This is a genomic window from Variovorax sp. Varisp41, from assembly GCF_047325085.1.
Taxonomy (GTDB): Bacteria; Pseudomonadota; Gammaproteobacteria; order Burkholderiales; family Burkholderiaceae_C; genus Variovorax.
Window position 1 is genome coordinate 3048825 of the sequence record NZ_CP168540.1, and the last position, 20478, is coordinate 3069302.

The 20478-nt window shown below is 69.5% G+C and carries 17 protein-coding genes; 4 read left to right on the forward strand and 13 right to left on the reverse strand.

All coding sequences use genetic code 11. The features are described from left to right. Window positions 1-28 precede the first annotated feature (28 nt). Window positions 29-1681, forward strand: a complete 1653-nt coding sequence (groL, locus tag ACEN9J_RS14210) for a chaperonin GroEL (RefSeq protein WP_261209685.1) — start codon at window positions 29-31, stop codon at window positions 1679-1681. Window positions 1682-1765: 84 nt separating this feature from the next. Here groL and ACEN9J_RS14215 read toward each other — a convergent pair whose 3' ends face one another. After that, complete coding sequence (locus ACEN9J_RS14215) at window positions 1766-2281, reverse strand: Lrp/AsnC family transcriptional regulator (protein ID WP_261209683.1); 516 nt, start codon at window positions 2279-2281, stop codon at window positions 1766-1768. 91 nt (window positions 2282-2372) lie between these two features. Between ACEN9J_RS14215 and ACEN9J_RS14220 the strand changes: the two genes are divergently transcribed. After that, the gene (locus tag ACEN9J_RS14220; RefSeq protein WP_413764395.1) at window positions 2373-6035 is read left to right on the forward strand and encodes an indolepyruvate ferredoxin oxidoreductase family protein; all 3663 of its coding nucleotides are present in this window, start codon (window positions 2373-2375) and stop codon (window positions 6033-6035) included. Between the two features lie 14 nt (window positions 6036-6049). Here the strand turns inward: ACEN9J_RS14220 and xylB are convergent, their stop codons facing one another. From xylB to ACEN9J_RS14275, 11 genes are all read right to left on the reverse strand, one after another. Beyond that, window positions 6050-7507, reverse strand: a complete 1458-nt coding sequence (gene xylB / locus ACEN9J_RS14225; protein ID WP_413764396.1) for a xylulokinase — start codon at window positions 7505-7507, stop codon at window positions 6050-6052. 36 nt (window positions 7508-7543) lie between these two features. Continuing rightward, the gene (locus tag ACEN9J_RS14230) at window positions 7544-8497 is read right to left on the reverse strand and encodes an AraC family transcriptional regulator (protein ID WP_057594072.1); all 954 of its coding nucleotides are present in this window, start codon (window positions 8495-8497) and stop codon (window positions 7544-7546) included. Window positions 8498-8544: 47 nt separating this feature from the next. Then, entirely contained in the window at window positions 8545-9495 is a 951-nt protein-coding gene (locus tag ACEN9J_RS14235) for a carbohydrate kinase family protein (RefSeq protein ID WP_413764397.1), read from the reverse strand. A gap of 23 nt (window positions 9496-9518) precedes the next feature. Then, window positions 9519-10190 carry a transaldolase family protein gene (locus tag ACEN9J_RS14240; RefSeq protein ID WP_413764398.1) on the reverse strand — a complete coding sequence of 224 codons (672 nt, stop codon included), beginning with the start codon at window positions 10188-10190 and terminating at the stop codon, window positions 9519-9521. A gap of 113 nt (window positions 10191-10303) precedes the next feature. Continuing rightward, window positions 10304-11092, reverse strand: a complete 789-nt coding sequence (locus ACEN9J_RS14245) for an L-iditol 2-dehydrogenase (protein ID WP_057594075.1) — start codon at window positions 11090-11092, stop codon at window positions 10304-10306. After that, entirely contained in the window at window positions 11089-12471 is a 1383-nt protein-coding gene (gene dalD, locus ACEN9J_RS14250; protein ID WP_413764567.1) for a D-arabinitol 4-dehydrogenase, read from the reverse strand. The genes ACEN9J_RS14245 and dalD overlap by 4 nt, the downstream gene beginning before the upstream one ends. 91 nt (window positions 12472-12562) lie before the next feature. Then, complete coding sequence (locus ACEN9J_RS14255; RefSeq protein ID WP_413764399.1) at window positions 12563-13603, reverse strand: ABC transporter ATP-binding protein; 1041 nt, start codon at window positions 13601-13603, stop codon at window positions 12563-12565. Between the two features lie 18 nt (window positions 13604-13621). After that, window positions 13622-14455 carry a carbohydrate ABC transporter permease gene (locus tag ACEN9J_RS14260; RefSeq protein WP_261209668.1) on the reverse strand — a complete coding sequence of 278 codons (834 nt, stop codon included), beginning with the start codon at window positions 14453-14455 and terminating at the stop codon, window positions 13622-13624. 13 nt (window positions 14456-14468) lie between these two features. Beyond that, window positions 14469-15326 carry a carbohydrate ABC transporter permease gene (locus ACEN9J_RS14265; RefSeq protein ID WP_057594079.1) on the reverse strand — a complete coding sequence of 286 codons (858 nt, stop codon included), beginning with the start codon at window positions 15324-15326 and terminating at the stop codon, window positions 14469-14471. Window positions 15327-15389: 63 nt separating this feature from the next. Continuing rightward, the gene (locus tag ACEN9J_RS14270; protein WP_261209665.1) at window positions 15390-16700 is read right to left on the reverse strand and encodes an ABC transporter substrate-binding protein; all 1311 of its coding nucleotides are present in this window, start codon (window positions 16698-16700) and stop codon (window positions 15390-15392) included. Between the two features lie 174 nt (window positions 16701-16874). Continuing rightward, a complete protein-coding gene (locus tag ACEN9J_RS14275; RefSeq protein ID WP_413764400.1) occupies window positions 16875-17810 on the reverse strand; it encodes a LysR family transcriptional regulator in 936 nt (311 codons plus the stop codon). Window positions 17811-17935: 125 nt separating this feature from the next. Here ACEN9J_RS14275 and ACEN9J_RS14280 point away from each other — a divergent pair, with 125 nt between their 5' ends. Further along, complete coding sequence (locus tag ACEN9J_RS14280) at window positions 17936-18925, forward strand: Bug family tripartite tricarboxylate transporter substrate binding protein (protein ID WP_413764401.1); 990 nt, start codon at window positions 17936-17938, stop codon at window positions 18923-18925. 35 nt (window positions 18926-18960) lie between these two features. Beyond that, a complete protein-coding gene (locus ACEN9J_RS14285; protein WP_413764402.1) occupies window positions 18961-20019 on the forward strand; it encodes a 4-hydroxythreonine-4-phosphate dehydrogenase PdxA in 1059 nt (352 codons plus the stop codon). 73 nt (window positions 20020-20092) lie between these two features. On the opposite strand, the gene ACEN9J_RS14290 is transcribed toward ACEN9J_RS14285, so the two are convergent. Then, entirely contained in the window at window positions 20093-20425 is a 333-nt protein-coding gene (locus ACEN9J_RS14290; protein ID WP_057594083.1) for a DUF805 domain-containing protein, read from the reverse strand. Between the last annotated feature and the right edge of the window lie 53 nt (window positions 20426-20478).

Here is a 20478-nt window from a genome sequence, read left to right on the forward strand (position 1 = left end):
AACAGATCCCCATTCGGAGTAATAGAACATGGCAGCAAAAGACGTAGTCTTCGGCGGTGAAGCCCGCGCACGCATGGTCGAGGGTGTGAACATCCTGGCCAACGCGGTCAAGGTGACCCTGGGCCCCAAGGGCCGCAACGTGGTGCTCGAGCGCTCGTTCGGCGCCCCCACCGTGACCAAGGACGGTGTGTCGGTCGCGAAGGAAATCGAACTCAAGGACAAGCTGCAGAACATGGGCGCCCAGCTCGTGAAGGAAGTGGCTTCCAAGACTTCGGACAACGCCGGTGACGGCACCACCACCGCGACCGTGCTGGCACAAGCCATCGTGCGCGAAGGCTTCAAGTACGTGGCCGCCGGCATCAACCCGATGGACCTGAAGCGCGGCATCGACAAGGCCGTGACGGCCCTGGTCGAAGAGCTGAAGAAGGCTTCGAAGCCCACCACCACGTCGAAGGAAATCGCTCAAGTCGGCTCGATCTCGGCCAACAGCGACGAAACCATCGGCAAGCTCATCGCCGACGCGATGGACAAGGTCGGCAAGGAAGGCGTGATCACCGTCGAAGACGGCAAGTCGCTGGACAGCGAACTGGACGTCGTCGAAGGCATGCAATTCGACCGCGGCTACCTGTCGCCCTACTTCATCAACAACCCCGAGAAGCAATCGGCGCTGCTCGACAACCCCTTCGTGCTGCTGTTCGACAAGAAGATCAGCAACATCCGTGACCTGCTCCCCACTCTGGAACAAGTCGCCAAGGCCGGTCGTCCGCTGCTGATCATTGCCGAAGAAGTCGAGGGCGAAGCCCTGGCGACGCTGGTCGTGAACACGATCCGCGGCATCCTGAAGGTCGTGGCCGTCAAGGCGCCTGGCTTCGGCGACCGCCGCAAGGCCATGCTCGAAGACATCGCCATCCTGACGGGCGGCAAGGTCATCGCCGAAGAAGTCGGCCTGACCCTCGAGAAGGTGACGCTGGCCGACCTGGGCCAGGCCAAGCGCATCGAAGTGGGCAAGGAAAACACCATCATCATCGACGGCGCCGGCGCTGCTGCCGACATCGAAGCCCGCGTGAAGCAAGTGCGCGTGCAGATCGAGGAAGCCACGAGCGACTACGACCGTGAAAAGCTGCAAGAGCGCGTGGCCAAGCTGGCCGGCGGCGTTGCGGTGATCAAGGTCGGCGCCGCCACCGAAGTCGAAATGAAGGAAAAGAAGGCTCGCGTCGAAGACGCCCTGCACGCCACCCGCGCTGCAGTGGAAGAAGGCGTGGTTGCCGGTGGTGGCGTGGCCCTGCTGCGCGCCAAGCAAGCCGTGGGCGACAAGGTCAAGGGCGACAACGCCGACCAGGACGCCGGCATCAAGCTGGTGCTCAAGGCCATCGAAGCCCCCCTGCGCGAAATCGTGAACAACGCCGGCGGCGAAGCCTCGGTGGTGGTGAACGCGGTGCTGGCCGGCAAGGGCAACTACGGCTTCAATGCCGCCAACGACTCGTACGGCGACATGCTCGAGCTGGGCATCCTGGACCCGACCAAGGTGACCCGCACCGCGCTGCAGAACGCCGCCTCGGTGGCCTCGCTGCTGCTGACGACCGAAGCCATGGTGGCTGACGCTCCGAAGGACGAAGCTCCTGCCGGCGGCGGCATGCCCGACATGGGCGGCATGGGTGGCATGGGCGGCATGGGCATGTAATTGCCTCTCGCCCGGCGAGCGCTTCGGCGTTCGGCGGGCGGGTCGTCCAGACACGAAGAAGGCCGGGGTTCGCCCCGGCCTTTTTCATTTCGAGCGCCGTCTCGGCCCCGCCGCGGTCGACGCCATGTCGATCGGCAGCGGCGCGTCGGCCTTGACCTCGCGCAGCACGATCGCCGAGCGCACGTGCGTCACGCCGGCCTGCTCGAACAGCGTGGTGTGCAGGAACTGCTCGTAGTGCTTGATGTCGGGCACCAGCACCGTGAGGATGTAGTCGGCCGGCCCGGTGGCCGAGGCGCAGCGCACCACCTGCGGGCTCGCGGCCACGGCACGCTCGAAGTCGCGCACCTTGGCCTCGCTGTGGCGGTCGAGGTTCACCTCCGTCACGGCGGCGAGGTTCAGCCCCACCTTCTCGCGGTCGACGATCACCGTGTAGCCGCGGATCACGCCGCTGGCCTCCATGTCCTTGATGCGGCGCCAGCAGGGCGTGGGCGACAGTCCCACCGCGTCGGCGATCTGCTGCACGGTCTGGCGCGCGTCGCGCTGCAGTTCGTCGAGGATGCGCAGCGAATGATGGTCGAGAGGAATGAATTCGTCGTTCATGGCGATTTTCGAGATGGATATTCCTGGTTGCAGGGTCACCCTGTAGTGATTCAAGAGAATATTCCTCCTGAGCGAGAACAACAATCTCGCAATGAATTCGAATGACCTCTCTTCGGCCGCAGCCCCCACCCGCGCCGCCGAAACCGCCGCCACGACCACCCTCGCCCGTCCGGGCTACCAGCTCGCCGACAACCTCTGGGCGAGCTCGGGCGTGGTCTTTCTCACCGGCACGCAGGCGCTGGTGCGCCTCTTGTGCATGCAGCGCCAGCGCGATGCCGCGCGCGGCCTCGACAGCCGCGGCTTCGTCAGCGGCTACCGCGGCTCGCCGCTCGGCATGGTCGACCAGGCGATCTGGAAGGCCGGCAGCCGCTTCGAGCAGGAGGGCGTGCGCTTCGTGCCCGCCATCAACGAGGAGCTGGCCGCCACCCAGGTGCTCGGCACCCAGCGCGTGGAGTCCGACCCCGAGCGCGAGGTCGAGGCCGTGTTCGGCATGTGGTACGGCAAGGGCCCGGGCGTGGACCGCGCGGGCGACGCGATCAAGCACGGCAACGCCTACGGCGCCTCGCCCAACGGCGGCGTGCTGGTGGTGGCGGGCGACGACCACGGCTGCGTGTCCTCGTCGATGCCGCACCAGTCCGACCAGGCCTTCGCGGCCTGGGGCATGCCGGTGCTACAGCCGGCCAACGTGGCCGAGTTGGTGGAGTTCGGGCTCTACGGCTATGCGCTCTCGCGCTATTCGGGCACCTGGGTCGGCATGCCGGCGCTGTCGGAGGTGGTCGAGAGCTCGAGCACGGTCGACCTCGACCTGATCCTCGCGCGCAGCGCCGCCTGGCTCGATGCCGACGGCGTGCGCGAGGCCACCGGCCACCACGCGCCGGCCGACGGCCTGCACTACCGCTGGCCCGACCTGCCCTCGCTGCGCATCGAGTCGCGGCTGGCCGACAAGCACGAGGCAGTGGCCGCCTTCGCGCGCGTCAACAGCATCGACCGCGTGGCGGTCGAGAGCCCCGAGGCGCGCGTCGGCATCGTGACCTGCGGCAAGGCCCACTACGACCTGATGGAGGTGCTGCGCCGGCTCGAGATCCCGACCGAGCGCCTGGCCGCGGCCGGCGTGCGCATCTACAAGGTGGGCCTGAGCTTCCCGCTCGAGCAGACGCGCATGCGCGCCTTCACCGCGGGCCTGGCCGAGGTGCTGGTGATCGAGGAGAAAGGCGCCTTCGTCGAGAGCCAGCTGCGCGACATGTTCTACAACGCGCCGGCCGACGCACGCCCGGCGCTGGTCGGCAAGCACGACCGCGACGGCCGGCCCTTCATCTCGGCACTCGGCGAACTGCGGCCCTCGCGGCTGATCGAGCGCGTGGCCGAATGGCTCGAGCGCCACGTCGGCGGCGCCGACGGCATCGGCCGCCCGACCGAGCGCGTGCGCGACTTCACGCCGCCCGACCTGCTGGCCAACGCCAGCGATGCGGTCAAGCGCCTGCCCTACTTCTGCGCCGGCTGCCCGCACAACACCAGCACCAAGGTGCCCGAGGGCTCGACCGCGCGCGCCGGCATCGGCTGCCACTTCATGGCCAGCTGGATGGAGCGCGGCACCGCGGGCCTGGTGCAGATGGGCGGCGAGGGCGTGGACTGGATCTCGCATTCCAAGTTCACGCGCGTGCCGCACGTGTTCCAGAACCTCGGCGACGGCACCTACTACCACTCGGGCTACCTGGCGATCCGCCAGGCGGTGGCGGCCAAGGCCACCATGACCTACAAGATCCTGTTCAACGACGCGGTCGCGATGACCGGCGGCCAGCCGGTGGACGGCGTGATCTCCGTCGACGCGATCGCGCGCCAGGTCGAATCGGAAGGCGTGGCGCGCGTGGTGGTGGTCAGCGACGACATCCGCAAGTACGACGGCCAGAAGGACCGCTTCCCGGCCGGCACCGGCTTCCACGACCGCAGCCTGCTCGACACGGTGCAGCGCGAGCTGCGCGAGGTGGCGGGCGTCACCGTGCTGATCTACGAGCAGACCTGCGCCGCCGAGAAGCGCCGCCGGCGCAAGAAGGGCGAGCTCGCCGATCCGCCCAAGCGCCTGTTCATCAACCAGGCGGTGTGCGAAGGCTGCGGCGACTGCACGGTGCAGAGCAACTGCGTGGCCGTGGTGCCGCACGAGACGCCGCTGGGCCGCAAGCGCCAGATCGACCAGACCCACTGCAACAAGGACTACTCCTGCGCCCAGGGCTTCTGCCCGAGCTTCGTCGGCGTGACCGGTGCCTCGCTGCGCCGCAAGGCCGGCGCGCTGCAGCGCGAGAAGGACGCCGTGCTGGCGCGCGCCGCCGCGCTGCCGCAGCCCCCGGGCCACGACTGGGACAACGCGCCCTACGACCTGCTGGTCACCGGCGTCGGCGGCACCGGCGTGGTGACCGTGGGCGCGCTGGTCGCGATGGCCGCGCACCTCGAGGGCAAGGCCGCGAGCGTGCTCGACTTCATGGGCTTCGCGCAGAAGGGCGGCTCAGTGCTGAGCTTCGTGCGCATGGCGAGCCATCCCGAGCGCCTGAACCAGGCCCGCATCGACACCCAGCAGGCCGATGCCGTGCTGGCCTGCGATCTCGTCGTCGGTGCCTCGCCCGAGGCGCTGCAGGCGGTGCGCCACGGCCGCACGCGCATCCTCGCGAACCTGCACGAGATCCCGGTCGCCGAGTCGCTGCGCAATCCCGACGCCGAGCTGCACATCGACCTGCTGCTCGAGAAGCTGCAGTTCGCGGCCGGCGAGGAACAGGTGAAGACCTTCGACGCGCAGGCACTGGCCGAGGAGTTCATCGGCGACACGCTGGCCGCCAACATCCTCGCCGTGGGCTATGCATGGCAGCTCGGCCTGGTGCCGCTGGGTTTCGAGGCGCTGATGCGCGCCATCGAGCTCAACGGCGTGGCGGTCGCCGCCAATCGCCTGGCCTTCGCGCTGGGCCGCATGGCCGCGGCCGATCCCGAAGGGCTCGAGCGCCTGGGCGACACGCTGCAGCCCGCGTCGACGATGGACCTCGCGAACGCGGCCGACGGCAACGACCTCGAGGCCATCGTCGCGCGCGGCGTGGCCCATCTCTCGGGCTACCAGAACGCCGCCTGGGCGCGGCGCTTCGAGACCCGCATCCGCGCGCTGCAGCAGCGCGAATCGGCGCTCGGCGGCGATGCCTCGCTGCCCTTCACGCGCAACGCGGCGCGCAGCCTGCTCAAGCTCATGAGCTACAAGGACGAGTACGAGGTGGCGCGCCTGTACACCGACGGCAGCTTCCAGCGCAGCCTGATGGAACAGTTCGAGGGCGAGAAGATCCAGCTCGAGTTCCACATGGCCCCGCCCTTCCTCGCACCGCCGAAGAACGGCCAGGCCCCGCGCAAGATCCGCTTCGGCGCCTGGATGCTGCCGGCGATGCGCGTGCTCGCGCACGGCAAGGCGCTGCGCCACACGCCCTTCGATCCCTTCGGCCATACGCAGGAGCGGCGGCTGGAGCGCGAGCTGATCGCCCACTTCGAGGCCCGGCTCGACGAACTGGCGCAGGACATGGCGGCCGCCGACCAGAAGCTGCTGGCCGACATCGCCGCGCTGCCGATGACGATTCGCGGCTACGGCCACGTGAAGATCGGCAACCTCGCGCTGGCGCGTGCACGCGAAGCCGAACTGCTGCACCGCCTGCGGCCGCAGCGCTATCCGGCGCCGGCCTCGACCAAGGCCGCGGGGCAGATCAAGGGCATCGCGATCGTCGCGGCGCACTGAGGCCGCGGAGGCACTCAGGCCTCGAAGGACGCGCGCAGCAGCGGGTAGAGCTTGCGAAAGCGCGCATGCCGCGCGCGGTGCCCCGCCGCGGCCTCGGCCTTCGGATCGAAGCGCTGCCGCACCGCGGGCGCGGTGCAGACCGCGGCGATCGCGCCGCCATCGGCCAGCCAGGCCAGCCGCGCGGCGCCCAGCGCGCCGCCGGCCTCGCCGCCCTCGGCCAGCGTCAGCGGCACCTCGAGGATGTCGGCCAGCAGCTGCGCCCACCAGCTGCTGCGCGCGCCGCCCCCCACCAGCGCCAGCGCGCCCGCGGGCCGCGCCAGCGTGTCGAGCCCGTCGCGCAGGCCGAAGCTCACGCCCTCGACCACGGCATAGGCGATGTCGTCGGCGCCGTGCGCCTGCGTGAGCCCGAAGAGCACGCCCTGCGCGTTCGCGTTGTTGTGCGGCGAGCGTTCGCCCGACAGGTAGGGCAGGAAGATCGGCGCGCGCGCACGCGCCGCGTCGTCGAGCCGCGCGGCCGCCGCCAGCAGCGTGGCCTCGTCGCCGAAGCCCAGGTGCCGCGAGGCCCAGCTCACGGCGCTCGCGGCCGAGAGCATCACCGACATCTGGTGCCAGCGGCCCGGCAGCGCATGGCAGAAGGCATGCACCGCCTGCGCGGGATTCGGTTCGAAGCGGCTCGAGGCGACGAAGATCACGCCCGAGGTGCCGAGCGAGACGAAGCCCTGCCCCGGCTCCACGATGCCCATGCCGACCGCGCTGGCGGCGTTGTCGCCCGCGCCGCCGGCGATCTTCACGTCCGCAGCCAAGCCCCAGCGTTCGGCGAGCGCGGGCTTCAGCATGGCAGAGACCTCGCTGCCCTCCACCAGCCGCGGCATCTGCGCCCGCGTGAGGCCGGTGGCCGCGAGCAGCTCGTCGGACCAGTCGCGCGCGCCGACGTCGAGCCACAGCGTGCCGGCCGCGTCGGACATCTCGCCGACCGCCTCGCCGCTCAGCATGAAGCGCAGCCAGTCCTTGGGCAGCAGCACGCGCGCCACGCGCGCGAAGATCTCGGGCTCGTGCTCGCGCACCCACAGCAGCTTGGGCGCCGTGAAGCCCGGCATCGCGAGGTTGCCCGCGATTTCGCCCAGGCGCGGCACCGCGCGCGTCAGCGCCTCGCACTGCGCGCCGCTGCGGCCGTCGTTCCAGAGAATGGCCGGGCGCAGCACCTCGCCGGCCGCGTCGAGCAGCGTTGCGCCGTGCATCTGGCCCGACAGCCCGATGGCGCGCACCTGCGCGAGCGCCGCCGGCTGGTCGACGCGCAGCTGCGCCATCACCTGCTCGAGCGCCTGCCACCATTGCGCGGGCGATTGTTCGGACCACAGCGGATGCGGTCGGTCCACGGTCAGCGATGCGCGCGCCACGCCGACGATGCGGTGATCGTCGGCGAGCAGCAGCGCCTTGAGCTCGGACGTGCCGAGGTCGAGTCCCAGATACAAGAGAAGCTCCCGGTGGGTTTGGATGAAAGGCGGCGTTCAGGCCATGCCGTTGCCGAAGCGGGTGTCGGCCTGGCGGCGGAACTCGCTCGGCGTCATGCCCTTGATCTCGAGAAAGCGCCGGTTGAAGTTCGCCACGTTGTTGAAGCCGACCTGGTAGCAGATGTCGGTCACGTAATGGTCGGTCTGCATCAGCAGGTGGCAGGCGCTGTTGATGCGCACGCGGTTGACGAAGTCGGTGAAGCTGTTGCCGGTGGAACGCCGGAAGAAGCGGCTGAAGCGGCTCTCGCTCATGCCGAGCTCGGCGGCCAGGTCGGCCATCGAGAGCTGCTCGGTCATGTTGTTGGTGATGCGGTTGACGATGCCGTTGATCTGATCGACCTGCGCATCGCCATCGGCGCCCTGCGCGCCCTGCATCTGCACGCTCGACAGCAGCCGGTAGTCGGTGCACTGCGCGAGGTCGGCCAGGAAGCCCAGGAACAGCCCGAGCCGGCGCACGCCGCGCGCGGCCTTGATGTCGTCCCAGTGCTGCTGCGCCTGCTGCGAGAGGCCGAAGAATTCGATGCCGTGGCGCGCGCGCTCGAGCAGCTGCATGACCTCGCGCAGCTCGGGAATCTGCGCCGCGGCCTGCTCGATCGGCTCGTGGCGGAACTGGATCACGCGGTCGCGCCCGGCGGCACCGCCCTCGGGCACGTCGAGCGAGATCCAGTTGTGCGGCAGCCGCGGGCCGCACAGCACCAGGTGGCCGGGCTGGAACGGCCCGATCCAGTCGCCGATGAAGGCCTTGCCCGAGGTCTCGGTGATCAGGTGCAGCTCGTAGTCCTCGTGGAAGTGCCAGCGCACCAGCGGGCTCGGGAAGCCGTGCGCCAGGCATCGCACCAGGCCAGTCTCCTCGGGCGCCTCGTAGCCCAGCGAGGGCGAGCGCGCGAAGTCGCGCTCCAGCTCGGGCTGGCGCTGGCGGGGAATCGAACGCTTGCGGGTGGTGGTGGTCATGGCTGCATGCTCGCTGGCGGGCCGCGCCCGCTGCCAATGCAAGGGTGCTAGAGATTGTCTCCCTGCGCCAGCGCCGCCTGCACGGCCGCCAGCACCGGTGGATCGGCACCCTCGCGGGTGCAGTTCAGGGCCGCGGCGGTGGCGGCGAAGCGCATCACCGCGCGCCAGCCGTCGTCGCCGAGCGCCGCGAGCTGGTCGCGGTGCTCCACGCCCTGGTCGAGCAGCGCGACCGACAGGCCGGCCGTGAAGGTGTCGCCGGCGCCGATGGTGTCGACCACCTGCACGCGCGGCGCGGCCACCGACAGCGGCGCCTTGCCCGCGCGCCACAGCGTGGCGCCCTCGCCGCCGCGCGTGACGATGACGGCGCGCGCGCCCGCGGCCAGGATCTCGGTGGCCAGCGCATCGACCGGGCGATCCGGTGCCAACAGCGCGGCATCCTCGTCGCTGAGCTTCACGAGGTCGGCCATCGCGAACCAGTTGGCGACACGCGCCCGGTAGGCCGCGAGGTCGGGGATCAGGCTGGGCCGCACGTTGGGATCGAACACGATCACGCAGCGGCCCGCGTTGGCGCTCACGAGGTCGGCGATGCGCGTCGCGGCCGGCTCCTGCAGCAGCGAGATCGAGCCGAAGTGCAGGAAGCGGCAGTCGGCCGGCAGCTGCGGCAGCGGCTCGGGCGCCCAGGTCGCGTCGGCGCTGCCGTGCGTGTAGAAGGCATAGCGGTTGGTCTGCGGCGTGCGCTCGACGAAGGCCAGGGTCGAGGGCGCGCTGCTGCGCAGGATGAAGCCGGTGTCGACGCCATTGCGTTCGAGGAAGGCCATCAGCCGCTCGCCGAACAGGTCGGTCGACAGCTGCGTGAAGAAGCCCGTGTGCTGGCCCAGGCGCGCGCAGGCCACGGCCGTGTTGAGCGGCGAACCGCCCTCATGGCCGAGGAAAGCCAGTGCGCCGGCCTCGCTGGCGGTGAAATCGATCAGGGCTTCGCCCGTGAGTGCAATGCGCATGGTGGGAACAGGATTTTCTTCGTTCAGTTCAGGGCCCGGGCATCGTCCAGGAAGCCGCGCTCGGCGGCCAAGGTGGCGGGATGGTCGAGCAGTTCGGCGAACAGGCGCGGCGGGATGGTGATGGCGCCGACGCCCAGCGCGAGCAGCGACAGGTAGGCCTCGCGCGAGCGGATGCTCGCCACCAGCAGCCGCGTGCCCGCCGCGGGCCGTTGCGCGACCAGCGACTGCATGCGCGCGATCAGCGCGAGGCCGTCCTGGCCGGCATCCTCGAGCCGCCCGAGGTACGGCGCCGCATAGGCCGCGCCCAATTGCGCCGCGAAGTGCGCCTGCTCGGGCGCGTAGACGGCGGTCCAGGTCACGGGCACGCCCTGCGCGATCAGCCGCGCGCCGGCCACCAGGCCCTGGCGCGTGGCGGGAATCTTGATGACGAGCTGGCCGGCGTCGAACTTCGGCAGCAGCGAGCGCGCATCCTCGAGCATGCCGTCGACCTCGCTCGAGTACACCTGAGCCTGCACCTGGCGCGCACCCAGCTCGATGCAGCGCTGCAGCAGGCCGGGCACGTCGGCGCGACCGACACCGGCGCGCCGAAGCAAGGTCGGGTTGGTCGTCACGCCATGGACGACCGGGTGCGGCAGGCAGGCCCGCAACTCCGCGAGGTCGGCGCTGTCGAGGTAGAGATGGAAATCGTCGTTCATGGATCGCGTGCGGCGGGGGCCGGCTATCTTCTCACCGGGCGGCCCGCGCTTCACCGCAAGGAAGGCAAGCGCTCCGATACTTTCCTGACTTCGCTGCAGCGTGCATCGCCACCTCAGCTCATGACGTTGCCGCCATCGACGTTCAAGGTCTGCGCCGTGATGTAGCGCGCCTCGTCGCTGGCCAGGAACACGGCCGCGCCCGCGATGTCGCCCGGCAGGCCCATGCGGCCCAGCGGCACCTCGAGCCCCACGCGCCGCTTCTTCTCGCCGAGGGCCAGTCCCTCGGCCCGGGCGAACAGGCTGTCGACCTGGTCCCACATCGGCGTGTCGACCACGCCGGGCGCGATGCCGTTGACGCGGATGCCGTGCGGCGCCATCGCGAGCGCCGCGCTCTGGGTGTAGCTGATCACGGCGGCCTTGGTGGCGCAGTAGTGCGACACCAGCGCCTCGCCGCGCCGCCCCGCCTGCGAGGCCATGTTGATGACCGAGGCACCGCGGGTGCCGGCCTCGACCATGTGGCGCAGCACGGCCTGCATGACGAAGAACATGCCCTTCACGTTGACGGCGAACAGGCGGTCGAACGAGGCCTCGTCGCTGTCCAGCAGCGGCGCGAGATCGAACACGGCGGCGTTGTTGAACAGCACGTGGATCGGCCCGAAGGCCACCTGCGCCTCGACCAGCAGGCGCGCGATGGCCTGCATGTCGGTCACGTCGGCCGCGATGTAGGCCAGGCGATCGGGATGGCGCTGCTGCAGCGCGCGCACCGCCTCGGAGGGCGCGGCCGCGCGATCGACCACGCTGCAGCGCGCGCCTTCGGCGATGCAGGCCTCGGCGACCGCCAGGCCGATGCCGCCGCCGGCGCCGGTCAGCAGCACATGGCGATCCTGCAGCCGGGTGCTCATGCCTTCGCGCTCACGAAGTCCGAGACGCGCCCGCTCGCGCGGCGCACCGCATCGACCAGCCGCGCATCGCCCGCTATCGGGCCCCACAGGCCCGCGTCCGCGCACAGCGCGGCGACCGGGTCGGCCGCGTCGCAGATCGCATGCGCCACGGCTTCGTCCATGCCCTGGTCCTGGTAGGCATAGGGCAAGGTGCCGCGGTGCCAGCGCTGCAGGAAGGCCAGGAACAGCGCGGGCAGCATCGCCACGCTGTCGATGGGCTGACCCGCGGCCAGCCGCTCGCGCACGGTGGGTGCGATGAAGCCCGGGATCTTCGAGAAGCCGTCGGCGGCCACGCGCTGGTTGGTGTCCCGGATGGCGGGATTGCCGAAGCGGTCGAGCACCACGTCGCGGTAGGCCGCGAGATCGATCGGGCTCGGGCTCAGGCAGGGGATGACATCGTCGCTCACGTAGTCGAAGGCCATCTTGCGGATGGCGGCGTCGTGCGTGCCCTCGTGGATGAAGCCGAGCCCCACCAGCGTGCCGGCCCAGGCGATGCAGCTGTGGGTGGCGTTGAGGATGCGGATCTTGGCTTCCTCGTAGGGCTGCACCGAGTCGACCAGTTCGACGCCCACGCGCGCCCAGTCGGGGCGGCCGGCCGCGAAGTCGTCCTCGACGACCCACTGGATGAAGCTCTCGCCGGTGATCGCGGCCGCGTCGTCGCGACCGGTGGCGGCCTGCACGCGCGCGCGCAGCTCGGGCGGCGGGCGCGGCGTGATGCGGTCGACCATGGCGTTGGGGCAGCGGGTGTTGGCCTGCGTCCAGGCCAGCAGCTCGGCATCGCCCGCGCGCTCGATGAACTCGAGCAGGCCAGCGCGGAAGCGCTCGCCGTTGTGGCGCAGGTTGTCGCAGTTCAGCAGCGTGAGCGGGCCCGCGTCGGCCGCCTTGCGCGCGCGCAGGATCGCGCAGACGGCGCCGTAGATGGTCACGCCCGCGCCACCCGCCTCGCCTTTGGCGGCACGCGCGATGTCGGTGGCGAGGTCGGCGAAGGACAGGTCGAGCCGGCCCTTGGTGTCGAGGTAGTAGCCGGCCTCGGTGACGGTGAAGGAGACGATGCGCGTGGACGGCGCGGCGCCGCGCGCGATCGGGCCGGCGAGCGAGGGCTCGTAGGGCAGCACCTCGCGGATGGCCTCGATCTGCTCGTAGCGGTACTCGCCCGCGGGCGACACGGTTTCGAGCGTGTAGCGGCCGCCCTGGGCGCGCAGCGCCTCGACGACCTCGGCCATGTCGGGCCGGATGTTGGCGCCCGAGATCGACCAGCGCGTGTCGCCCGCGTCGATCAGCCGCTGCAGGTAGACCGCCTGGTGTGCCCGGTGGAAGGACCCGAGGCCGAGGTGGAGCACCGTGAACTCCGAGGGAGCGGGTGGAAGGGGTGCTGCTGCGAGAGTCACGAAGAATGTCCCGGAAGAGGAAGAGTGAAACGAGAGAGGGGATTCAGGCCGCGACCGCGCGCCCGTCGCGCGTGAACAGGTGCAGCACCGAGGGATCGAGCTCGACCGCCACGTCGTCGCCGGCCTGCAGCGGCGTGCGGTCGTTCTGGCGCGCCACCAGCGGCACGCCGCCCACGTCGACGTGGATCAGCGTGTCGGCGCCCAGCGCCTCGATCAGCTCGACGCGGCCCTGCACGTCCGACACCGGCGCGCCGGCCTTCGGATGCACGCGCAGGCCCTCGGGCCGCACGCCGAGGAAGCCGTCGCTCGGCAGCCGGCCGCCGGTGGCGGCCGAGAAGCTCGGGATGGCGCTGGCCGCCACCATGTTCATCGAGGGCATGCCGATGAACTGCGCGACGAACTGGTTGGCCGGGCGGTCGTAGAGCTCGAGCGGCGTGCCGACCTGCTCGATCAGCCCGTCCTTGAGCACCACCACGCGGTCGGCCAGGGTCATGGCCTCGACCTGGTCGTGCGTGACGTAGATGGTGGTCGCGCCCAGCGCGCGGTGCAGCTTGTGGATCTCCACGCGCGTGTTGCCGCGCAGCGCCGCGTCGAGGTTCGACAGCGGCTCGTCGAACAGGAACACCTTGGGCGCGCGCACGATGGCGCGGCCGATGGCCACGCGCTGGCGCTGGCCGCCCGAGAGGTCCTTGGGCAGGCGGTCGAGGTACTGCGTGAGGTTCAGCGTCTTGGCCGCATGCTCGACCTTGGTCTTGATCTCGGACTTGCTCGTGCCCGCGAGCTTGAGCGCGAAGGACATGTTGTCGTACACGCTCATGTGCGGATAGAGCGCATAGCTCTGGAACACCATCGCGAGGTCGCGCTTGCCCGAGGGCGCCCAGGTGATGTCCTTGCCGTCGAGCAGCAGGTTGCCGCTGGTGATCGGCTCGAGTCCCGCGATCAGCCGCAGCAGGGTCGACTTGCCGCAGCCCGAAGGCCCGACGAAGACGATGAATTCGCCCTTCTGGATTTCGAGGTCGACGCCCTTGATGATGTTGACGTCACCAAAGCTCTTCTTGATGTTCTTGAGTTCGAGGTAGGCCATGGGGGTGTCTCCCTTTCTTTACTTGACGGCGCCGAAGGTCAGGCCTTGCACCAGTTGCTTCTGGCTGAACCAGCCGAACACGACGATGGGCGCGATGGCCATCAGCGAGGCCGCCGACAACTTGGCCCAGAACAGGCCCTCGGGGCTCGAGTACGAGGCGATGAGCGTGGCCAGCGTGCCGGCCTTGGCCGAGGTGAGGTTGAGCGCCCAGAAGGCTTCGTTCCAGCTCAGCACCAGGCACAGCAGGCCGGTGGAGGCGAGGCCGCCGACCGACAGCGGCATCACGACATGGCGGAACTCGGTCCACAGGCTCGCGCCGTCCATGCGCGCGGCCTCGAGGATCTCGTTCGGGATGTCCTTGTAGGCGCTGTAGAGCATCCAGACCATGATCGGCAGGTTCGACAGCGTGAACACGATGGTCAGCGCGCTCAGCGAGTCCAGCATGCCCGCGGTCTGCGCGAGCACGTAGATCGGCACCAGCGCGCCCACGGCCGGCATCATCTTGGTCGAGAGCATCCACATCAGGATGTCGCGCGTCTTCTTCGTGCGGAAGAAGGCCATCGAGTACGCGGCCGGCGCCGCGATCAACAGGCCGAGGATGGTCGAGCCCAGGCTGGTGATCAGCGAGTTGCGCGCGTACAGCAGGTAGTCGCTGCGCCGCTGCACCTCGCCGAAGTTGTCGAGCGTGGGCTCGAAGATGAACAGCGGCGGCACGTGGATCGCCTGCAGCTCGGTCTTGAAGGCCGTGAGGAACAGCCAGCCGAGCGGGAAGAACAGCAGCAGCGCGACGGCCCAGGCACCGACGGTGCGCAGCAGTTGCGGCAGGAAATTGCTGGGCGCTTTTTGTTGCATGGCGTGGCGCTCCTCAGTCCAGGTTCTTGCCGATGATGCGGATCAGGAACACGGCCACGATGTTGGCCAGCACCACCGCGAACAGCGCGCCCGCTGAAGCCACGCCCACGTCGAAGTTCATGAGCGACTGCTTGAAGATCATGTAGGTCATGTTCGTGCTCTCGTTGCCCGGGCCGCCGTTGGTGGTGATGGCGATCTCGGCGAACACGCTGAGCAGGAAGATCATCTCGATCATGATCACCACCGCCATCGGGCGCGCGAGGTGCGGCACGGTGAGGTAGAAGAAGCGCTGGAACGCGCTCGCGCCGTCCATGCGCGCGGCCTCCATCTGCTCGCGGTCGAGCGACTGCAGCGAGGTGATGAAGATCAGGCAGGCGAAGGGCAGCCATTGCCAGGCCACCATGATGATCACCGACAGCAGGGGCACGTCGGTGAGCCAGTCGATCGGCTGGGCGCCGAACATGCGCCACACGTCGGCCAGGATGCCGTAGATCGGGTTCATCATCATGTGCTTCCACAGCAGCGCGTTGACCGCGGGCATGACGAAGAAGGGCGAGATCAAGAGCACGCGCACGATGCCGCGGCCCGGGAAGGGTTCGTTGACCAGCAGCGCGAGCAGCACACCGAGCACCACGGTGATGCCGATCACGCTGCCGATCAGGAGCAGCGTGTTCCAGGTCGCGGGCCAGAAGTCCGGGTCGGTGACGAAGTACTCGAAGTTGGCGAGGCCCGCGAAGGGATGGTCGCCGGGCTGCATGAGGTTGTAGTTCACGAACGAGAAGTACAACGTCATCGCGAGCGGCACGATCATCCAGAGGAAGAGCGTGAGCACGGCCGGCGCCATGAGCGCGCGGGGCAGGAGTCTTTTCATGGGTGATCCCTTCTCTCTTCTGTCTGGCGCCCGCCCCCAGGGGGGGGGCGCAGGCCGCGCGGCTTACTTGTAGTAGCCGGCCTTCTTCATCTCGCGCTCGGCCGTGGTCTGCGAGGTCTTCAGCGCCTGGTCGACCGTGACCTTGCCCGCGAGCGCCGCGCTCATCTGCTGGCCCACCGCCACGCCGATGGCCTGGAACTCGGGGATGGCCGCGTACTGCACGCCGACATAAGGCGACTTGGGCAGCGTGCTGTCGCTGAGGTTGGCGCTGTCGATGGCCTTCTTCTCGGCGGCGGCGAATTTCGCGACCTTCTGGAACTCGGGGTTCGCGTAGGTCGACTTGCGCGTGCCGGTGGGCACCGCGCCCCAGCCCTGCTCCTTGGCGACCAGGTTGATGTAGTCCTTGGAGGTGGCCCACTTCACGAAGGTCTGGGCGGCGGCGGCCTTGGTCGAGCTGGCGGGGATCGCCAGGTTCCAGGTCCACAGCCAGTTGGCGCCCTTGGGCGTGACGGCCACCGGTGCCTGCGCGAAAGCCACCTTGTCGGCCACCTTCGACTGCTTGGGATCGCTGATGAACGAGGCCGCGATGGTCGCGTCGACCCACATGCCGCACTTGCCTTCGTTGAAGAGCGCGAGGTTCTCGTTGAAGCTGTTGGCCGAGGCGCCCGGCGGGCCGTAGGCCTTCATCAGGTCGACGTAGAAGCCGATCGCGTCCTTCCAGGGCTTGGTGTCGATCTGCGGCTTCCACTGCATGTCGAACCACTGGCCGCCGTTGGTGTTGACCAGCGTGGTCAGGAAGGCCATGTTGTCGCCCCAGCCCGGCTTGCCGCGCAGGCACATGCCGTAGACGCCGGCCTTCGGGTCGTGGATCTTGCCGGCCAGTTCCTTCACCTGCGTCCAGGTCGGCTGCTCGGGCATCTGGAAGCCGACCTTGTCGGCCAGGTCCTTGCGGTACATGAGCATCGAGCTCTCGCCGTAGAACGGCGCGGCGTAGAGCTTGCCCTGGTACGACAGGCCGTCGCGGATCGCGGGCAGCAGGTCGTCGGCGTCGTAGGCGGCATCGGTGGCGATGGGCTGCAGCCAGCCCTTCTTCGACCAGATCGGCGCTTCGTACAGGCCGATGGTCATCACGTCGAACTGGCCGCCCTTGGTGGCGATGTCGGTGGTCACGCGCTGGCGCAGCGTGCCCTCCTCCAGCGTGACCCACTTGAGCTTGATGTCGGGATTGGCCTTCTCGAAGAAGGGCGTGAGCTTCTGCATCTCGATCATGTGGCCGTTGTTGACGGTCGCGATCACGAGTTCGGTGGCCGCCTGGGCGACGAGGCCGGTGCCGGCGAGTGCGAGGACGAGGCCCGCTTTCAGAAAACGCTGCATGTTGTCTCCTAGAGGGTGAGCGACGCCCCCTTGGGTCGCCGTGCCCGGATTCTGGATAAACCGGCTTGCGATTTTGGTACTTCGAATGTCATCGACAGTACTTTCATGCACCGATTGGCTAGTGAAATCCCTAGTCAATGCAATACAGCATGTGTTTTGTGCAATCCAAAGGGTTCAGCCGGTGCCCAGCAGCTGCCGGCGGAACTGGGCCGCCGCGGGCGAGAGCGGCCGCCCCTCGCGCGTGACCAGGCAGATCGGCGGCACGCGCACCGGCAGCTCGATCGGCACCACCCGCAGCAGCCCGAGCCGCGCGTAGTGCCGGGCCTGCGAGGCGGGCATGACGGCCGCCATGTCGGAGCTCTCGAGCAGCGCCGTGATGGCGATCGGCGAGGCGGTCTCGAGAATGTCGAGCCGCGCCTGCACGCCGGCCTCGCGCATGGCGGCCTCGAAGCGCCCGCGCTGCGGCGAGCCCGGCGGCTGCAGCACCCATTGCCAGGCCGCCAGGTCGGCCAGCGTGAGGCCCTCGCGCTCGAAGGCCGGATGGCCGCCGCGCACCACCACCACCTGCGATTCGCCGAGCAGCGGCACGCTGGCGTAGCGCGACTCGTCGTGCCCGTCGGTGAGCCGGCCCAGCACCAGGTCGACCTCGCCCTGCTCGAGCTGGGCCTGCATCACGTCGCTGGTCTCGACCACCACCGACACCGCCACCTGCGGGTGGCGCCGGCGGTACTCGACCAGCGCGGGCGCCAGCAGCTCGGGCACCGCCCCCGGCACGCTGCCCACGCGCAGCGCGCCGCTGAGGCCGGAGCGCAGCGCCAGCATCTCCTCGCGCGCGCTGCCGAAGTCGCTGACCACGCGGTGGGCGTAGCGCACCAGGATCTCTCCGTAGGGCGTGGGCTCCATGCCGCGCGCCAGCCGCTCGAACAGCTTCTCGCCGAGCGAATCCTCGAGCTGCTGCAGCAGCTTGGTGGCCGCGGGCTGGCTGATGTTCATGGCCTCGGCCGCGCGGCCCAGGTGGCGGTGAGCGTCGAGGCGCACCAGCAGCAATAGCTGGCGCGGTCGCACCTGCAGCATCAGCGAGGCATCGGGCGAGGCTTTCTGGAGGGTCATCACCAAAAGTATATGGAGACCCCGCCAATTTCGATTGGATCGAGGGGAGCGAACGGCCTAACCTGCGGCCTCGCCATGCATGGAAAGCAATGGCATCCAAGACCAACAAGCAGGAGACAACCCCGATGCGCCCCTTTTCCCCGGCCTTCCGCCAGCGATGCGCCTTCGCCGCCGCGCTCGCGCTGGCCACCGGCCTTGCTACCGCCCAGACCGCGCCCGCCTACCCCGACAAGCCGCTGCGCATCATGGTCGGCGCCTCGCCGGGCGGCGGCACCGACATCCTCGCGCGCGTGCTGGCCGACAAGCTCTCGCCCGCGCTCAAGCAGCCGGTGGTGGTCGAGAACCGGCCCGGCGCCTCCAACACCATCGCGGGCGAACTCACGGCGCGCGCGCCGGCCGACGGCGCCACGCTGCTTCTGGCCACCAACACCGCGCAGGCGGTGGCGCCGCACATCCTCAAGCTCAAGTACGACCCGCTGAAGGACCTGCAACCGCTGGGCCTGGTGGCCGTGATGCCCAACGTGCTGGTGGTGTCGGCCAGCTCGCCCTACAAGTCGGTGAAGGACCTGCTGGCCGCGATGGCGGCCAAGCCCGGCGGCTTCAAGTACGCCTCCTCGGGCATCGGCAGCACCCAGCACGTGGGCGGCGAGGCCTTCAACCTGGCCACCGGCATGAAGTCGGTGCACGTGCCCTACAAGGGCAGCTCGCAGGCGCACATCGACATCATCGCGGGCGAGGTCGAGATGATGTTCGACAGCACCTCCTCGGCCATGGGCCAGATCAAGGCCGGCAAGTTCCGCGCGCTGGCCGTGAGCGCGCCGCAGCGCTCGCCCGAGCTGCCCGACGTGCCCACGCTGGCCGAGCAGGGCGTCAAGGGCGCCGACGTCTCGACCTGGTACGGCCTCTACGTGACCGCCGGCACGCCGCGCCCGGCCGTCGAGCGCCTGAGCGCCGAGCTCGCGCGCAGCCTGCAGCTGCCCGACGTGCAGGCCCGCATCAAGGCCCTGGGCGGCGAGCCCGGCAACCTGATCGGCGAGCCCTTCGCGGCCATGAACCGGCAGGAGTTCGAGCACTACGGCCAGCTCGTGCGCGCCGCCAACATCAAGGCCGAATGAGGCCGTCCCCCGCTTTTTCTCCACCGACGATCGCCATGTCCACTCCTTCGAAGATCCCGACCGTGACCTCCGCCAAGCCCCGCATCGCCGTGCTGCTCGGCGACCCCAGCGGGGTCGGCCCCGAGATGGCGGTCAAGCTGCTCGCGCGCCAGCGCAACCTCGACGCCGCGCGCGTGCTGCTGATCGCCGACCCAGTGGTGCTGGCTGCGGGCGAGCGCATCGCCGGCGCCAGGCTCGATCCGCTCGCGACCGAGAGCCTCGACACGCTGCGCTTCGAGGACGGCCGGCCCTCGCTGCTGGCCTGCGACTGGATGGAGGGCGCCGAGCCGGTGCTCGGCGAATCGAACGAGGCCTCGGGCCGCGCCTCCTTCGAGGCGCTCGAGCTCGCGACCGCGGCCGTGCGCCGCGGCCAGGTCGACGCGATCCTGTTCGCGCCGCTCAACAAGCATTCGCTGCGCCTGGGCGGCCTGGTGCACGAGGACGAGCTGCGCTACATGCAGGCGCGCTTCGCGGTGCCGGGCTTCGTCTGCGAGTTCAACCTCACGGGCGCGCTGTGGACCTCGCGCGTGACCTCGCACATTCCGCTCAAGGACGTGGCGAGCCACATCACAGGCGAAGGCGTGCGCGACGCGGTGAAGATCATCGCCGCGGCACTGCGCCAGTCGGGCGTGGCGCAGCCGCGCATCGCGGTCTCGGGGCTCAACCCGCATGCCGGCGACGGCGGCTCGATCGGCATGGAGGAAATCGAGATCATCGGCCCGGCCATCGAGAAGCTGCGCGCCGAGGGCTACGACGCGCGCGGCCCGTTCTCGCCCGACACGGTGTTCATCGGCGCGCGGCGCGGCGACGTCGACGCGGTGGTCTCGATGTACCACGACCAGGGCCAGATCGCGATGAAGCTCATGGGCTTCGAGCAGGGCGTGACCCTGCACGGCGGCCTGCCCGTGCCCGTGGCCACCTCGGCCAGCGGCAGCGCCTTCGACATCGCGGGCCGGGGCATCGCGCAGATCGAGGGCCTGCAGCAGGCCTTCGACCTGTGCCTGCGCATGGCCAGCGGCGCGCCGGTGCGCGCGGCCGCGACGGCCGAGGCCTGAGTCGGCGGCGACCAGAAAAAAGGGCCGCATGCGCGGCCCTGTCGAATCGTTGTTCTGCGAGTCCCGGGGGGCTTCAGGCGCCCGGCGGCTGGCCGTAGGCGTTGGCCTCGGGCTGGCTGGGCTGCACGAAGAAATAGATCAGCACGAGGTTGACCAGCGGAATGATCATCAGCAGCTGGAACCAGCCGCTCTTGCCGATGTCGTGCAGGCGGCGCGAGCCCGCGGCCAGCACGGGCAGCAGGAAACCCAGCGCGGCGATCAGGTAGACGATCTGGTGGATGAGGCTGGCGACGATCAGCACGACCACCTCGGCCAATATGAACCACCAGAACTCGGAGCGCGAGGCGCGCCCACTGAAATCCGTGTACTTCTGAAAGCAGGTCTTGACCGCTGTTTGAAAATCCATTTGCTCGGCTCCTCTTGAGGTCCCCGGGAAATTTCCCGGGGCCATCATATCGG

Bases quoted from the DNA above. Each gene is read 5' to 3' on its own strand.
- groL (WP_261209685.1), top strand. From the start codon at position 29: ATGGCAGCAAAAGACGTAGTCTTCGGCGGTGAAGCCCGCGCACGCATG.
- ACEN9J_RS14215 (WP_261209683.1), bottom strand. From the start codon at position 2,281: ATGAACGACGAATTCATTCCTCTCGACCATCATTCGCTGCGCATCCTC.
- ACEN9J_RS14220 (WP_413764395.1), top strand. From the start codon at position 2,373: ATGAATTCGAATGACCTCTCTTCGGCCGCAGCCCCCACCCGCGCCGCC.
- ACEN9J_RS14230 (WP_057594072.1), bottom strand. From the start codon at position 8,497: ATGACCACCACCACCCGCAAGCGTTCGATTCCCCGCCAGCGCCAGCCC.
- ACEN9J_RS14235 (WP_413764397.1), bottom strand. From the start codon at position 9,495: ATGCGCATTGCACTCACGGGCGAAGCCCTGATCGATTTCACCGCCAGC.
- ACEN9J_RS14240 (WP_413764398.1), bottom strand. From the start codon at position 10,190: ATGAACGACGATTTCCATCTCTACCTCGACAGCGCCGACCTCGCGGAG.
- ACEN9J_RS14245 (WP_057594075.1), bottom strand. From the start codon at position 11,092: ATGAGCACCCGGCTGCAGGATCGCCATGTGCTGCTGACCGGCGCCGGC.
- ACEN9J_RS14255 (WP_413764399.1), bottom strand. From the start codon at position 13,603: ATGGCCTACCTCGAACTCAAGAACATCAAGAAGAGCTTTGGTGACGTC.
- ACEN9J_RS14260 (WP_261209668.1), bottom strand. From the start codon at position 14,455: ATGCAACAAAAAGCGCCCAGCAATTTCCTGCCGCAACTGCTGCGCACC.
- ACEN9J_RS14265 (WP_057594079.1), bottom strand. From the start codon at position 15,326: ATGAAAAGACTCCTGCCCCGCGCGCTCATGGCGCCGGCCGTGCTCACG.
- ACEN9J_RS14270 (WP_261209665.1), bottom strand. From the start codon at position 16,700: ATGCAGCGTTTTCTGAAAGCGGGCCTCGTCCTCGCACTCGCCGGCACC.
- ACEN9J_RS14275 (WP_413764400.1), bottom strand. From the start codon at position 17,810: ATGACCCTCCAGAAAGCCTCGCCCGATGCCTCGCTGATGCTGCAGGTG.
- ACEN9J_RS14280 (WP_413764401.1), top strand. From the start codon at position 17,936: ATGCGCCCCTTTTCCCCGGCCTTCCGCCAGCGATGCGCCTTCGCCGCC.
- ACEN9J_RS14285 (WP_413764402.1), top strand. From the start codon at position 18,961: ATGTCCACTCCTTCGAAGATCCCGACCGTGACCTCCGCCAAGCCCCGC.
- ACEN9J_RS14290 (WP_057594083.1), bottom strand. From the start codon at position 20,425: ATGGATTTTCAAACAGCGGTCAAGACCTGCTTTCAGAAGTACACGGAT.